At 59.2% G+C, this 15690-nt stretch carries 10 protein-coding genes and 1 pseudogene; 4 read left to right on the top strand and 7 right to left on the bottom strand.

Annotated features, from left to right (window positions below):
* From NW842_RS13010 to psaA, 4 genes and pseudogenes are all read right to left on the bottom strand, one after another.
* Positions 1-365 (bottom strand): annotated as a pseudogene (locus NW842_RS13010) (RNA-guided endonuclease TnpB family protein); the annotation flags it as partial.
* Entirely contained in the window at positions 362-1003 is a 642-nt protein-coding gene (locus NW842_RS13005; RefSeq protein ID WP_414418193.1) for a Uma2 family endonuclease, read from the bottom strand. The pseudogene NW842_RS13010 and the gene NW842_RS13005, both read right to left, overlap by 4 nt.
* 107 nt (positions 1004-1110) lie before the next feature.
* On the bottom strand, positions 1111-3345 hold the full coding sequence (gene psaB, locus NW842_RS13000) for a photosystem I core protein PsaB (protein ID WP_414332634.1): 2235 nt from the start codon (positions 3343-3345) through the stop codon (positions 1111-1113).
* Positions 3346-3366: 21 nt separating this feature from the next.
* Complete coding sequence (gene psaA, locus NW842_RS12995) at positions 3367-5634, bottom strand: photosystem I core protein PsaA (protein ID WP_414418192.1); 2268 nt, start codon at positions 5632-5634, stop codon at positions 3367-3369.
* A gap of 327 nt (positions 5635-5961) precedes the next feature.
* Between psaA and ureC the strand changes: the two genes are divergently transcribed.
* From ureC to NW842_RS12980, 3 genes are read left to right on the top strand one after another with little or no spacing between them, the layout of a single operon-like run.
* The gene (gene ureC, locus NW842_RS12990) at positions 5962-7680 is read left to right on the top strand and encodes an urease subunit alpha (RefSeq protein ID WP_414351194.1); all 1719 of its coding nucleotides are present in this window, start codon (positions 5962-5964) and stop codon (positions 7678-7680) included.
* 50 nt (positions 7681-7730) lie between these two features.
* Positions 7731-8837: an ABC transporter ATP-binding protein gene (locus NW842_RS12985; RefSeq protein ID WP_414418191.1), complete on the top strand. Its 1107-nt coding sequence runs from the start codon at positions 7731-7733 to the stop codon at positions 8835-8837.
* Between the two features lie 45 nt (positions 8838-8882).
* Positions 8883-10142, top strand: coding sequence for an ABC transporter substrate-binding protein (locus tag NW842_RS12980; protein ID WP_414418190.1), 1260 nt, complete (start codon positions 8883-8885; stop codon positions 10140-10142).
* A gap of 3 nt (positions 10143-10145) precedes the next feature.
* On the opposite strand, the gene NW842_RS12975 is transcribed toward NW842_RS12980, so the two are convergent.
* From NW842_RS12975 to NW842_RS12965, 3 genes are all read right to left on the bottom strand, one after another.
* Positions 10146-13160 carry an ATP-binding protein gene (locus tag NW842_RS12975; RefSeq protein ID WP_414418189.1) on the bottom strand — a complete coding sequence of 1005 codons (3015 nt, stop codon included), beginning with the start codon at positions 13158-13160 and terminating at the stop codon, positions 10146-10148.
* An 18-nt stretch (positions 13161-13178) separates the two neighbouring features.
* Complete coding sequence (locus tag NW842_RS12970) at positions 13179-13820, bottom strand: ABC transporter permease (RefSeq protein ID WP_011431701.1); 642 nt, start codon at positions 13818-13820, stop codon at positions 13179-13181.
* Positions 13821-14046: 226 nt separating this feature from the next.
* A complete protein-coding gene (locus NW842_RS12965; protein ID WP_414418188.1) occupies positions 14047-14838 on the bottom strand; it encodes a hypothetical protein in 792 nt (263 codons plus the stop codon).
* Between the two features lie 215 nt (positions 14839-15053).
* Between NW842_RS12965 and NW842_RS12960 the strand changes: the two genes are divergently transcribed.
* Positions 15054-15539, top strand: coding sequence for an ureidoglycolate lyase (locus tag NW842_RS12960; protein ID WP_011431703.1), 486 nt, complete (start codon positions 15054-15056; stop codon positions 15537-15539).
* Positions 15540-15690: the final 151 nt, after the last annotated feature.

The raw sequence follows: 15690 nt of genomic DNA, 5'->3' as shown, positions 1-15690 counted from the left end.
GACACCGTCCAGTCTTTCTCGCGAAACGAAAAGATACGGGCATCGTAGGTCGCAAAGCCTCTCTTGAACGCTTTGACGGGGCGGTTTTTCTGTCGGGCAACCTTGCGGGCACCGGCCAGCCGTCTGCAGACCTGCTGGTCGCGTAAGCGGGACGTAGTCCTTGCCAAGTTACTGGACAAGCCGAATCGGGCGCGAATCTCGTAGTAGCAAAGGGACTGCAGTTTGACCGCATTGACGATCTTCTCCGGCGTGTTCTGGTTGACCCAGTTCAGTGCCTGCATAAAGGCATCCATCGTCGCGTCCAACTTTGCGGCCTGCGACTGGGACACCTTGAGCTTACAGGAGACGGTCAGGACTTGGGTCATGGTTCTATCGTAACTTCCGCATTCCTCCCGACACTGACCCTACGGGTACAGTGCGGGGCTCCTGCGATTTCTAGCTGATCCAGACTCAGTTCTCCAGCCAGGATCCCTGGGATCCCAACTTTCTCCTTGGGGGTGTAAGCCTCTCTTTTTTGGTAAACTCCCGACTCTATTGGCAAGCTGTACGTCTCTAGGCAGTTCTCTTGCAAGTTCAAGATCCAGTAGTTGGGGATCCCGGCTTTGGCGTAGAGTCCGAGTTTGACTTCCCGATCATAGGTAAGGGAAGAATCAGCCACTTCGATGATGAGATAGATGTCTTCGGGCTGAGGATGCCGAGAGCGGTACTCATCCTGCTGAAAGCGCACAATGGCAAAGTCGGGCTCCGGCTCGTGATTGGGGGGCAGTTGCACCGGATCCTGGGTGCGCACAATAGCTTGCTCCTGCACAAGGCCCACCAACAGTCGGTACAGGCGGCTACAGTAGGCGGCGTGCCTCTCCCCTTTCGTCATCTTTTGAACCAGGAGCCCGTCAATCAGCTCCAACTGATTGGGCTCTTCAATCTGTCCAGACTCAATCAGTCGATGAAACTCCTCAAAGGTATATCGCCTGATATAGGGATCCAATCGGGCGGCTAGAGTCATCGACCAAACTCATCAGACCCTAAACTTCATATCACCACTCTACCAACTCACAAAAAAGGGATCCCTGGACCAGCCGAGGGATCCCTATTCAGCAGGTTATGGGCTTGCTACCCCGACTGAGAGGCTGTCGAGGCGATAACAAAGGCCGCGTAGGTCAACACGTAACCCACCGTGAAGTGAGCCAGACCCACCAGACGACCTTGGACAATCGACATGGCCACCGGCTTGTCTTTCCAGCGGATCAGCTTGGCCAAGGGAGTGCGCTCATGCGCCCACACCAAGGTCTCGATCAGCTCTTGCCAGTAGCCGCGCCAGGAGATCAGGAACATGAACCCAGTTGCCCACACCAGGTGGCCGAACAGGAACATCCAGGCCCAAACCGCCAGGTTATTCATCCCGTAGGGGTTGTAGCCGTTGATCAACTGGGCGGAGTTGGCCCAGAGGTAATCCCGCAGCCAGCCCATCAGGTAGGTGGAGTTCTCGTTGAACTGGGCAGTGTTGCCGCTCCAAACCCCAAGCTGCTTCCAGTGCCAGTAGAAGGTAACCCAGCCGATGGTGTTCAGCATCCAGAACATGGCCAGGTAGAAGGCATCCCAGGCGGAGATGTCGCAGGTGCCGCCTCGACCCGGGCCGTCGCAGGGGAAGCTGTAGCCAAAGTCCTTCTTGTCCGGCATCAGCTTAGAGCCGCGGGCATCCAACGCCCCCTTGACCAAGATCAAGGTGGTGGTGTGCAAGCCCAGCGCAATGGCGTGGTGCACCAGGAAGTCACCCGGGCCGATGGGCAGGAACAAAGACCCGTTGGGATCGTTGATGGCCTGCAGCCAGCCCGGCAGCCACACGTTGCCGTAGTTGGGCCAAGCGGTAGAAGCAAGGCTGTCGGGGTTGGACAACAACACATCCATGCCGTAGATCATCTTGCCGTGAGAGGCCTGGATGAACTGAGCAAACACCGGCTCGATCAGGATCTGCTTCTCGGGCGTGCCGAAGGCTTGCATGACATCGTTGTGGACGTACAGCCCCAGGGTGTGGAAGCCCAGGAACAGCGATACCCAGCTGAGGTGGGAGATGATCGCTTCCTTGTGATCCAGCACCCGCGCCAGCACGTTGTTCTTGTTGGCCTCAGGATCGTAGTCCCGCACCAGGAAGATGGCCCCGTGGGCAAACGCCCCCACCATCAAGAAGCCAGCAATGTACTGGTGATGGGTGTAGAGAGCCGCCTCCGTGGTGTGATCCATGGACATGAACACGTAGGGGTTGAGGGCGTACATGTGCTGCGCCACCAGCGAGGTCACCACCCCCAGACAGGCCAAGGCCAGAGCCAACTGGAAGTGCAGGGAGTTGTTGACCGTGTCGTAGAGACCTTTGTGGCCTTCTCCCAGCAGGCCTCCGAAGGGAGTGCCCTTGGGGGGGTTGTGGGCGCCAAGGATCTCCCGGATGCTATGGCCAATGCCCCAGTTGGTGCGGTACATGTGGCCGGCCACGATGAAGATCACCGCGATGGCCAGGTGGTGGTGGGCCATGTCCGTCAGCCACAGGGACTGGGTGTTGGGGTTAAAGCCACCCAAGAAAGTGAGGATGGCCGTGCCCGCCCCTTCTGCCGTGCCCCAGACATGGTTGGCCGTGTCCGGGTTCTGGGCATACACCCCCCAGTTGAGGGTAAAGAAGGGCTTCAGACCTGCCGGGTGGGGCAGAGTGGTAAGGAAGTTGTCCCAGCCTACGTGCTGCCCGCGGGACTCGGGGATGGCGACGTGTACCAGGTGACCAGTCCAAGCCAGGGAACTGACCCCAAACAAGCCGGCCAGGTGGTGGTTGAGACGGGCTTCAGCGTTCTTGAACCAGCTCAGGCTAGGCCGGAAGCGGGGCTGCAGGTGCAGCCAGCCGGCAAACAGAAACACTGCCGCCAACAACAGCAGGCCAATGGCACCGGTGTAGAGATCGCCGTTGGTGCGCAGGCCAATGGTGTTGAACCAATAGTACAGGCCAGAGTAGGCCGCGTTGACGGGGCCGCCGCCCCCCGGTTGGGTAAAGGCTTCCACCGCTGCCTTGCCAAAGTGGGGATCCCAGATGGCGTGGGCGATGGGGGTGACACCCGTGGGGTTGGCTACCCATTGCTCATAGTTGCCTTGCCAGGCGATGTGGAAGACGTTGCCGGAGGCCCACAGGAAGATGATTGCCAGATGGCCAAAGTGGGTGGCGAACAGCTTTTGGTAAAGCCGCTCCTCCGTCATGCCATCGTGGGTCTCGAAGTCGTGGGCGGTGGCAATGCCATACCACAGCCGACGCGTGGTGGGATCGCTGGCCAGGTCTTGGCTGAATTGGGGAAAACGAGTTGCAGTTGTCATGATTCTCTCTTCCTCCTTGCCTTAGCCGAGTGCGCCGAACCGTGCCAGGAAGAACGCCCAGGTGGTGACGATCCCTCCCAACAGGTAGTGGGCCACACCGACCGCCCGACCCTGAATGATGCTCAGAGCGCGGGGTTGAATGGCCGGAGCGACTTTTAGCTTGTTGTGGGCCCAAACGATGGACTCAATCAGCTCCTGCCAGTAGCCGCGACCGCTGAACAGGAACATCAGGCTGAAGGCCCAGACAAAGTGAGCGCCCAAGAAGAGCAGCCCATAAGCCGACAGAGCCGAGCCGTAGGAGTTGATCACCTGCACCGATTGCGCCCACAGGAAGTCCCGCAACCAGCCGTTGATGTTAATGGCGCTGGTGGCAAAGTTGCCGCCGGTGATGTGCTCAATCGTGCCATCGGCGTTGACGGTGCCCCAGATGTCGCTCTGCATCTTCCAGCTGAAGTGGAAGATCACGATGGAGATACAGTTGTACATCCAGAACAGCCCCAGGAACACGTGATCCCAGCCGGAGACCTGGCAGGTGCCGCCGCGGCCTGGGCCATCGCAGGGGAAGCGGAAGCCCAATTTGCCTTTGTCCGGGATCAACCGGGAAGAGCGGGCAAACAACACCCCCTTGAGCAGGATCAGCACCGTAATGTGGATGGTCATGGCGTGGATGTGGTGCACCATGAAGTCCGCCGTGCCCAGCACCATCGGCATCATGGAGACCTTGCCGCCCACAGCTACCACGTCGCCGCCAAAGATGGGGCTAACCGAAGCGCCCACATAGGGAGCGGTGCTGGCAATGGCCGAAGTGTGCAGCGACTGGATCCACTGGGCAAAGATGGGCTGCAGTTGGATGCCGGTGTCCGAGAACATGTCCTGCGGACGGCCCAGGGCTTGCATCGTGTCGTTGTGGACGTAGAAGCCAAAGGCGTGGAAGCCCAAGAACAGACACACCCAGTTGAGGTGGCTGATGATGGCGTCGCGGTGGCGCAATACCCGATCCAACACGTTGTTGCGGTTCACCGCCGGGTCGTAGTCCCGCACCATGTAAATGGCCCCGTGGGCAGCACCCCCCACCACGAAGAAGCCGCCTATCCACATGTGGTGGGTAAACAGGGAGATCTGGGTGGCGTAGTCGATGCCCATGTAGGGGTAGGGGTTCATGGCGTACATGTGCTGCGCCACGATGATGCTCAGGGATCCCACCATGGCCAGGTTGATGGCCAGTTGGGCATGCCAGGAGGTGGTGAGCACTTCGTACAGACCTTTGTGGCCTTCGCCGGTGAAGGGGCCTTTGTGGGCTTCCAGGATCTCTTTAATGGAGTGGCCGATGCCCCAGTTGGTGCGGTACATGTGCCCGGCCACGATGAAGAGCACGGCAATGGCCAAGTGGTGGTGGGCTTGGTCGGTCAGCCAGAGGGCACCGTTCTGCGGATCCAGGCCACCCTTGAAGGTGAGAAACTCCGCGTACTTGCCCCAATCCAAGGTAAAGAAGGGCACCACCCCGCTGAAGATGCCCCAATCCACGCTGGGGAACATCTCCTTCATCAGGGCCGGGTTGAGGATGAACTCGTGGGGCAAAGGCACCTGATCCGCCGGCACGCCCGCATCCAACATCTTGTTGATGGGAATGGCCACGTGGATTTGGTGACCGGCCCAGGCCAGAGAACCCAGCCCCAGCAGGCCCGCTAGGTGGTGGTTGAGCATCGATTCCACATTTTGGAACCACTCCAGCTTGGGAGCCCGCTTGTGGTAGTGGAACCAGCCGGCGAACAGGCACAGCCCGGCCATCACCAAGCCACCGATGGCGGTGCAGAGGAGTTGGAACTCGTTGGTGATGCCGGCAGCTCGCCAGAGGTGAAATAGACCAGAAGTAATGCGGATCCCTTCGAAGCCGCCGCCCACATCCCCATTCAGGATCTCTTGGCCGAAGATGGGCCAGACCACTTGGGCGCTGGGCTTGACGTTGATCGGATCCGCCAGCCAAGCAGAATAGTTGGAGAACTGAGCTCCGTGGTAGTACATGCCGCTCAGCCAGACGAAAACCACTGCCAAGTGGCCGAAGTGAGCGGAAAAGATCTTACGAGAGACGTCTTCTAAGTCGCTGGTGTGACTGTCGAAGTCATGAGCAAGAGCATGGAGGTTCCAGATCCAGGTCGTGGTCTTGGGGCCACGGGATAGGCTGCGGTCGAAGTGCCCCGGCTTGGCCCATTTCTCAAATGAGGTGGGAACCGGATCCACGTCAACCGACACCTTGACCTTCGGCTCTCGCTCCTTTGGCGTAGTTGTCATCAAGAACTCCTCTCTTGCGACAAGGAACGAAGCATCCCTACCCCTTGGCAGAAGATTCCCCCAGGGCAGGACTTACCTGGCATTATAGGTCAGGGTTTGTGAGCCCTCAGTTGCTTCACAATAATTAAACGAGGGATCCCTTGTCCCATCGAGGCTGGAGTCGATTGGCAATTGTTCTTTCGATCATAGATGTAAATATATGTAACGAATTTTCAGCCAACCCAATCCGTTCTCAGGAAGGGTTGGAACTGAACAATAGACAGCAAGGGATCCCCTGGGTGGGGATGTGTGGTAAAACCCTGGCAGCCCTTTTGCAGATACCACCCTATGACCCTAGAGATTCCCCGTCGCCAATACGTCAGCAACTACGGCCCCACCGTAGGGGATCGGGTGCGCCTGGCGGACACCGAGCTGATCATCGAGGTGGAGGAGGATTTCACCACCTATGGTGAGGAGATTAAGTTTGGGGGCGGCAAAACCATCCGCGATGGCATGGGGCAATCGCCGACGGCCACCCGCGCCAATGGGGCCTTGGATCTGGTGATCACCAACGCCCTGATCCTGGACTGGTGGGGCATCGTCAAGGCGGATGTGGGCATTCGCGATGGCTACATTGTCGGCATTGGCAAAGCCGGCAACCCCAACATCCAAGCGGGGGTGACGCCGGGCATGGTGGTGGGCCCCAGCACTGAGGTGATTGCCGGGGAAAACCTGATCCTGACAGCGGGCGGGATCGATGCCCATGTGCATTTCATCTGCCCGCAGTTGTGCGAGTTTGCCATCGCCTCGGGAGTGACCACCCTTTTGGGGGGCGGAACCGGGCCGGCCACCGGCAGCAACGCCACCACCTGCACCCCTGGAGCTTGGAACTTGGGCAAGATGTTGCAGGCGGCGGAGGGGTTCCCCGTCAATTTGGGCTTCTTTGGCAAGGGAAACGCGGCTTTTCCCGCAGCTTTGCGGGAACAGGTGGAAGCGGGGGCCTGCGGCCTCAAGATCCATGAAGATTGGGGATCCACGCCGGCGGTGATCGACAGCTGTTTGCAAGTCTCGGATGAGTACGACATCCAAACCCTCATCCACACCGATACTTTAAATGAATCGGCTTTTGTGGAAGATACCATCGCCGCCATCAATGGCCGCACCATTCACACCTTCCACACCGAAGGGGCCGGGGGTGGGCATGCCCCCGACATCATCCGCATTGCCTCCGAGCCCAACGTGCTGCCCAGCTCCACCAATCCCACCCGCCCCTTTACCCGCAACACCATCGAAGAACATCTGGACATGCTGATGGTGTGTCACCACCTGAGCAAGAATGTGCCGGAGGATATTGCTTTTGCCGAAAGCCGCATTCGCCCCCAAACCATTGCCGCCGAAGACATCTTGCATGACATGGGGGTGTTCAGCATCATCTCTTCCGACTCCCAGGCCATGGGCCGGGTGGGGGAGGTAATCATCCGCACTTGGCAGACGGCTCACAAGATGAAGGTGCAGCGGGGGCCTCTGCCGCAGGACAGCAGCCGCAACGACAACTTCCGGGCCAAGCGTTACGTGGCTAAGTACACCATCTGCCCCGCCATCGCCCAAGGACTCAGCCACGTCATCGGGTCGGTGGAGGTGGGAAAACTGGCGGATCTGTGTCTGTGGAAGCCGGCCTTTTTTGGGGTTAAGCCGGAAATTGTCCTGAAGGGGGGCCTGATTGCCTACGCCCAAATGGGGGATCCTAATGCTTCCATTCCAACCCCGCAGCCGGTGTACCCCCGCCCCATGTTCGGCAGCTTTGGCCGCGCCCTGACCGAGACCAGCCTGCTCTTTGTCTCCCAGGCTGCTCTAGACTTGGGGATCCCGGAGAAATTGGGGATCCAGCGCCGGGCCGTAGCGGTGAAAAATTGCCGCGAGATCGGCAAAGCGGATTTGAAACTCAATACCGCCACTCCCCACATTGAGGTGAACCCGGAGACCTATGAAGTGCGGGCCGATGGAGAATTGCTCACCTGCGAGCCGGCAGAGGTGCTGCCCATGGCACAACGGTACTTTCTGTTCTAATTTTGGGAGAGTTTGAGAGCTCTATTGAGCGTTTGATCGGTAACTCAAGCATGGGCCACCTTGTTCTCCGCCATCTCAGCAAGCGCTTCCACAAGAGAGGGATCCCTGTCCTCAGGGATTTGTCTTTGAGCGTGGAGGCAGGGGAGATCTTCGCCCTGCTGGGGCCGTCGGGCTGCGGCAAGTCCACCACCCTCAATCTCATCGCCGGCCTGCTGGAGCCGGATCCCTTGCCCTATCCGGGGGAAATCTGGCTGGATGGGACCCCCCTCAACCCTCTGCCGCCGGAACGGCGCGGCGTGACTTTGCTGTCCCAACACAGCCGCCTGTTTCCCCACCTGAGCGTGGGGGAGAATGTCGCTTTTGGCCTGAAAATGCGGGGTATTCCCCGGGCAGAGCGGGAGGCTGCCGCCTTGGGCATGTTGGAGCGGGTGCAATTGGCCGGCTTTGCTCAGCGTCGGCCCAGCCAGCTCTCTGGCGGACAAGCGCAGCGGGTGGCCCTGGCGCGGGCTTTGGTGATTCGGCCCAAGGTGCTGCTGCTGGATGAACCTTTATCGGCGCTGGATGCCAACCTGCGCCAAGAGATGCAGGCCCTCATCCTGGAGCTGCAGGCGGAAACAGGGGTGACGATGGTGCTGGTTACCCACGATCAAGCAGAAGCCACAGCCATGGCCCAACGCATCGGCCTGATGTTTGAGGGGCAGCTACACCAGGTGGGATCCCCTGTGGAGTTCTATCAGCAGCCGCGCTCCGAGCGCATTGCCCGCTTTTTTGGCGGGGTCAATTTTTTCGATGCGCAGGCGGAGGGTCACCAGCTTCGCCTCAACAACGGGATCCGCTTGAAAAGCGCCGCGCCACTCCAAGGTCAGGTGCGGCTGACGGTGCGCCCGGAACAGGTGCAGGTGTTTCCCCAGCCGCCCGGCTTGGCCGACAATGTTTTCTTGGCCCAGGTGATGGCGGAACGCTTTGCGGGCACCCAGCGACGGCTGACCTTACAAACCCCTTGGGGCAGTCTGCAGGCTTGGGTGGCTCCCCACCAAGTGTTTGCGCCGGGGCAGACGGTGTGGATCCATTTGCCGACAGAGGCTCTGTGGCCTGTGGGGGTTGGCGGGGATCCCTCACCCCCGGCCCTTTTCCCAAAGGAGGAGGGGAGAGTTTAAGTTGAATCTGGAACCTGAAAGTTGGATGGGGATGGTGGCAAGGCTATGCAACCCAAAAGCGTTTTCTGGAAGCGACGGCAGGTGTTGGCCGGCCTGGGATCCCTGGGGGCTTGGGTGTTGGGTCAAGGCTCTCCGTTGGCCCAGAATGCCCCCCAGAGCACGGTAGATCTGGGATCCCTGAGCTGGGCAGACATTCTGGAGCGGGCGCGGGGCAGCTCTGTCAACTGGGCCATGTGGAGCGGCAGCGAGGCCATCAATGGCTTCGTGGATGGCTGGGTGAAAAGCCAGTTGCAGGAGCGTTATGGCATTCGCTTGAACCGGATCCCGCTCACGGATACCGTTGAAGCAGTCAACAAGGTGATTGGGGAGGTACAGGCCGGGCTGCGCAGCGGCGGCAGCATCGATCTCATCTGGATCAATGGCAACAACTTCCGCACCCTCAAGCAGGGGAATTTGCTCTTCGGCCCCTTTGCTGAGAAATTGCCCAGCTTGCCCTTCTACGATCCCGCCGATATTGCAACGGATTTTGGCCTGCCCACCGAGGGCTATTCTGCGCCCTACACCGGCAACTACTTTTTGATGGCCTATGATGCCGAGCGGGTACCCAATCCCCCCCAGAGCTACGCCGAACTGTTGGCTTGGGCAGAGGCCAATCCAGGGCGATTTACCTACGTGGCCCCGCCGGATTTTCATGGCAGCCGCTTTTTGTTGAGCGCCTTCTATGGTGTGACCGGGGGCTATGCTCAGTACAGCGGGCCGGACTTCGATGCCGATCTCTGGGCGCGACAATCCCCTGCCCTGGTGGAATACCTGAGAAAGCTGGATCCCTTCTTGTGGAGGCGGGGCCAAACCTACCCGCCCACCTTTGCCCGCCTGGCGGAGCTCTTTGCCAACGGCGAAGTGTGGCTCATCCCCACCTTTATCGATCAGGTGATCTTACGCAAGGGCAACGGCCAATTTCCCCCCAGCACCACCCCCTATGGGATCCCGGGCACCAGCTTGATCGATCCCTCGTTTACAGCCATTCCCATTAATGCGGCCAATCCTTGGGGGGCAATGGTCCTGGCAGAGGTCTTGGCCAGCCCGGAGGGGCAGCTGGAAAAGTTCAAGCCGGAGGTCTGGGGGGATCTGCCGCTCATTGATGTCAGCCGGTTGTCTGCCGACTACCAAACAGCTTTTGCCCAACTGGAGGCTGCCGCCGGGATCCCCATTCAAGAGGCCATTGCTGGGGCAGTGCCCATCGTGAACTCCGAATACACGGTGCAACTGGAGGCCCTCTGGCAGCAACAAGTCTTGCCGGGATAGGGGTCAGGTATGCCCCTCACCCCCAGCCTCTTTCCAAAAGGGGAGGTCTTCTGACATTGGGGGTGGGCCGGGCAATGGCGGAGCAGGATCCTCACCTTGGGGCAACCAAACTTGGAAATGCGTCCATCCATCCGAGCTGTTGACGGAGATATTCCCCCCCATATGCTCCACCAGTTGCTTCACCAAAGCCAGCCCCAGGCCGGTGCCGCCGTGCTTCCAGCGATCCGATTGCGGGATCCGGTAAAACTTTTCAAAGATGCGGGGCAGCTCTGGCTCTGGGATCTCGCTGCTGTTGCTGCAGACGAAGAGGATCCCCTCTCCTTCTGAGACAACCCGCAGGTGGATGGATCCCTCGGGGGCCGTGTACTTGATGGCGTTGTGCAGCAGCTCGCGCAGAATGCGCCCCAAGCAGGTGGGGTCGGCCCAAAGCGAGGGGATCCCTGCCTCCAGGTGCAGTTGCAGGTGTTGATGTTTGGCTTGGGCCAAAGGCTGAGCCCCGTCCAGCAAATCTTGTAAATACCGCGGCAGAAAAATATTCTCTGGTTGCAGCAGATACGTCCCGGCTCCCAGCCGTCGCATATCCAGCAGGTCGTTAATGAGCTCGATTTGCCGGTTGCACTCTTTCAGGGCAATGGTGAAGTAGTGCCGCTGTTTCTCGGGGTTATCGCGGGTCATTTGCAGCATTTGCAAGGCCATGCGCACATTGGTCATGGGGGTGCGCAGCTCGTGGGAGACGGTGCTGAGGAAATCATCCTTCAGCAGATTCAGCCGCTCCAATTCCTTCACCTGCGCTTGGGCTGCTTGGTACAAACGGGCTTGGCGGATGGCCAGGGCACATAGGTTGGCCACCTGATAGGCCAGTTGAATCTCGTCTTGGGAAAACTCTTGCTCCGGCAGCCGCTCCAACAGCAAAGCTCCCAGCCGCTTCTCTTTGTCCCAAAGGGTGCAGACCAGCAGCCGCACCCAGCGTCCCTCTTTCCCTGTGCGACAACAGCAGTGGATTTCCCATTTCTGCTGCGAGGAAGAATGGGACTGCAGCAGGCGCAGGAACTCCGGGTCGCTGGCGTAGTCTGGCCCATGCAAGGGATCCGCCCTGTCGCCCTGAGCTGCATCAGAAGAGAGAAGGGGGGAGTAGCAGTAGCCGGGGATCCAGGTTGACCCATCTTCTAAAAGCAGCAGGATTTGGCAGCAGGTTAGGCCTAGTGCCTCGGCAAGGGCTCTGACCACTTCTTCAAGAATTTCCCCCTCGTTTAGGCTGACCACCATCCGGCTGCTGATGGCGCGCAGCACCCCCTCAAAATGCAAGGCTTGCTGCAGCTTGGCCGTGCGCAGCTCCACCTGGGCTTCTAGCTCCCGGTTGAGGGCCTGCAACTGCTGTTCTGCCCGTTTCTGCTCGGTGATCTCCCGCCCCACCGACAGGATCTCCACCAGGCGGCCTTGGCTGTCGAAAATGCCCTGATCCACCCAGCTAATCCAGCGGGACTGGCCGTCTTTGCCGGGGTACTCCCGCTCGCTGCTATAAAAAGGACTCTCAGGCGTGAGAGCGGCAAAAGCCTGCAGCACCACCTCCCGCTCTTCTTCCAGCAGCAGATCCCACAAAGCTCGGCCCACCACTTCTTCTACCCGATGATCGAAGAAACGCAATAAAGCAGAGTTGACGTAGGTGATGTGCCCATTGGGCCGAAAGCGACAGATCAGCTCCGTCTGCTGCTCTACCACAGCACGGTACTCCTGCTGCTGCTGCCACAGACGATCCAGCAGGGCCTGCTGGGCTGCTGCCGCCTGCTGCCAGGCTTTGGTTAGCGTCTGCACCTCCTGGATGGGGCCGGGATCCAAAGGAGGCCAGGGCTGGAAACCGCTGTGTATAAATTGCTCGGCTACTTGGGTGAGGCGGCGCAGGGGACGGGAGAGAGCTTCGCCGAGGAGGATCCCTGTCCCCAGCATGCTCAGCAATAGCCCACCCCCCAGCAGCGCAGCCTGTTGGGCGCCCCGATGGACTTCGGCCAGAAGGGTTGCCTCTGGGATCCCATGCACAAAATAAAAGCCCAGCCTCCCTTTACTCTGAACGGACTCCACCTCCACCCAGTAGGGGATCCCGCCAACCACGAGGCGCAGCGAATTCTGAGAAGAGGCCGTCTCCCAGGAGCCCACCTGCTCTTGCACAGCCACCAGCAGCGGATGGGGAGCAGGCCCCGCCGTACTGGCCACCACCTGTCCTTCCTCGTCCAGCAGAAAACTCACCTCTGCAGGAGAACGGCCTTCCATCTGTTCCAGAAAGGCTTGAAGCTGCCGGACGGAGAGGGAAGCCACTAAGCTGCCGTAAACCCGCCCCCCCGAGTCGGTCAGAGACAGGGACGTCATGATCAGCCGCTCTGGATCCTGGGCAGGAAGCTCCGCAAAAAATCGGGTTACCACCCAAGTGTCGCGGATCCCTTCCGACTGCAGGAGCTGGGGAAACCAGAACAACCGCCTCAGATCCACAAAGCCCAACCGGCGAGTGAACCCTGTGGGATCCCCTGTTTCCGGATCCCGTTGGCGGCTCTGGGCGGATCCCGGCAAGAGGCCGGGTGTGTGGTAAGTCCAGATCGACCCATCGGCGTGACGGCGGGCGATCACAAACCCCCCTTGAGCCGAGACAAAGCCGACATAGCTGAGCTCAGGAAATGGCTGCAACTGGCGGGCAAAGTGAGCTTCCAGCACCTCTAGATCGGCTGGGCTGGGGGTTGTCAAATCGGGCAGCAGCCCCCCCCTCACTGCCCCTTGATTGAGGGCATTGATCTGAAGGGGAATTTGCAAATATCTGGCAAGATGCTCTTCGGTGCGGTCGGTAACTTCCCGCCTCAGTTGCTCCGTCAAGCGCAGCGCCAGGTGTCGCCCGCCCTGCCAGGAGAGATAGGCCACTCCCCCCACTCCCCCTGCTACTGAGAGCACTAGGGGCAGCAGCAACGCCACCCGCAAAGGAATGGAGCGGGAAGGCCAACGGGATCGCACTTCAGAAGAACCAGAGGAAGACAGCATGGGATCCCTCACAGAACCTCAGGCTTGGGGAGGTTCCAAAGCCCGCTGCAGAGTGCCAAGGCCGATCTCGGCCGCAATAGCCAGAAGGGCCACTGGAACCGCCCCCACCAGCAAGATGGCGTTGTCATAGAGGGCAAACCCCAGGGTGATGAAAGTACCCAGCCCTCCCGCGCCGATAAACGCTGCTAGCGTAGCACTGGCAATCACCTCAATGGTAGCCGTTTTAACACCGGCCAAGATCACCGGCAAGGCCAAAGGGATCTCCACGTGCCGTAACACCTGGCCAGGAGTCATGCCCATGCTCAGGGCAGCTTCCCGTAGGGCCGGCTCAAGGCTGCGGAAGGCCACATCCGTGCTGATCAGAATGGGGGGCAACGCCAGAAGGGTTAGGGCGACAACTGCCGAACGAAAGCTGAGGCCGAAATAGGGGATGGCCAAAAACAAAATGGCTAAGCTGGGGATCACCCGCAGGCTGCTGAACGCATTGATCACCACCAGAGAAAGCATCTGGGAGCGGGAGCTGAAAAAGCCCAGCGGCAAGCCCAACAGCAGCCCCATTCCTAAAGGCACCGCCACCAGTTGCAGGTGTTGGACGAAAGCTTGAAACAGCATGTCGCTGTGGTTCTGGGCGTAGGCCAGGGAGCGGGCCAAAAGGCTCATCTAGAGGTGTGTGGATGACAGAGGGATCCAAGACCAGCCCCAGTGTAGCGCCGGCAGGCGATCTTGACAGTGCGGAATAGTGCAGAGCGGGGATTTAGCACCAATCAGGGAGATGGGGTCACTCCAATTTCGGTCTCCGACCTGCTAACGCGGTGCAATCAACCTCAACTTTCTCCCAAGGATTAGAACCCACAGCGCCGCCTGCCGACAAAAATAACCATCTGTTTCACTGCCCATCTGAGTTGCCATCTCTATCCTGCTGATCTTTCTCAATCTTGTCGGGATCCCTGCTTGGGGGGTGGTTGGCTTCTCGCTCTTGCAAACGGCGGATTTGGGAGCGCACCTGCAAAGCAATCTGTAAAGCAGTCTCTAGGATACGACCCTGTTCGCTGGCCTGCTCGCTCACCTGCAGAGCTGTCAAAGCTGCCAAGTTATCGCCGAAGAACTCGCTCTGCTGCTCGATCAAGTCTTCGTTTTGCCGCAAGATCCGTTCGGTTTTCAAGGCGCGGATGAGATCGGCCCGGGTCAGCTTCAGGGCTTCGATCACCTGAGCCCTCTGGGCCAGCTTCACCTCGGGGTTGCCCGCTTCCACCAACTGGTCGTTGACGTGGATGGCCTGGATGATTCGGTTGTAGCGATCCACCTCCCCCAGCAAATTCAACAGCAGCGGCATGCGACGGCTGCGGAAAATCCAATAGGCTTGGCCCAGGGCGGCAATAGCCGCCAGGATCCCCCATTCCACCGGCCAAGTGCCCCAAGTGGCCTGTAGGCCAGGGATCCAAATCCGCCCCACCAGGGTAAGTAGGGATCCCCCTGTCCAGAAGGTCAAGAAACGCAAGAACAAATCCAGCGTCACCAGCAAGCGTAGGAGATCCCAGAAGGCGGAGAACTGGCGCAGACGGTCTTTAAAACGACGAACGGGCCGAGGCCGATACAACCAAGCCACCGGCACTTGAGAGAGGCTTTCAACTTGAGCTGGGGAGATGATCAGCTCTTGCAAGTCCCGCTGCATCGCCATTTGCTCTGCTGAGGCTGGGAAGTTTTCCCATTGTACTTGCGACCTTGAGCAGCTTGGGCTTGCTCAGGGATCCCTTCCCAGAAGGGAAGCTGCCTGGCCAAGTCTCGATAGAATGGGGTTCGCTGGGCTGTTTGCGTCTTCACGCCCTCGTGCTCACGTTGTAGGGCAACAGTGAGACACAAGACAGCTCGTCAAACGCAAAGGAGAAGAGCAGGGTGACCAGCCAATTGCGCCAACTGAAGGCCCATCTCGCTGAACCGGAAAACTTTGCCCCCTACGGACAGGTCATTTGCCCCACTCCCGATCACAAACCCTTCGACAGTCAAGATGCTCAGTTGTTCTTGAATCAAGGGCAGCCCCGCTTTTACATCATGCGCTTGCCTCGCCGCGGCCTCAAGTTTACTCAGATCACCCACCACATCCGCTGCACCCAGTGCCTGGGATCCCTGAATGGCAAGGAGTGGTTTATTGGTGTTGCACCCCCTGCCGATGAGCTGCACGTGGATCAGATTCAAGCCTTTCGGGTGCCTGGGGATCGCTTTATCAAACTGGAGATGGGTACCTGGCATGCCGGCCCCTATTTTGACCACGAAGAGTTCATCGATTTCTACAACTTGGAGCTGGCCGACACCAACATCACCGATCACGAAACTATAAACTTACTCCAAACCTACAACCTGGAGTTCCAGATCACCCCCTGACAAGCTTTTGGGGATCCCTTATCAATCGGGCAAAAAGCAGCATTGATCACAGCAATCTTTCGCTTGAGCGCAAGAAGAGCATGCCTCTAACCCCCAAAACCCTGAACTTTGCTGAATTTACTGAGCTTTAGGCGGTTTGGCAAAAGTCATT

The sequence above is a fragment of the Synechococcus sp. R55.4 genome, assembly GCF_047461935.1.
Taxonomy (GTDB): domain Bacteria; phylum Cyanobacteriota; class Cyanobacteriia; order Thermostichales; family Thermostichaceae; genus Thermostichus.
Note: the sequence above shows the minus strand (reverse complement) of the source record. Positions and strands in the feature narration are given on the sequence as shown.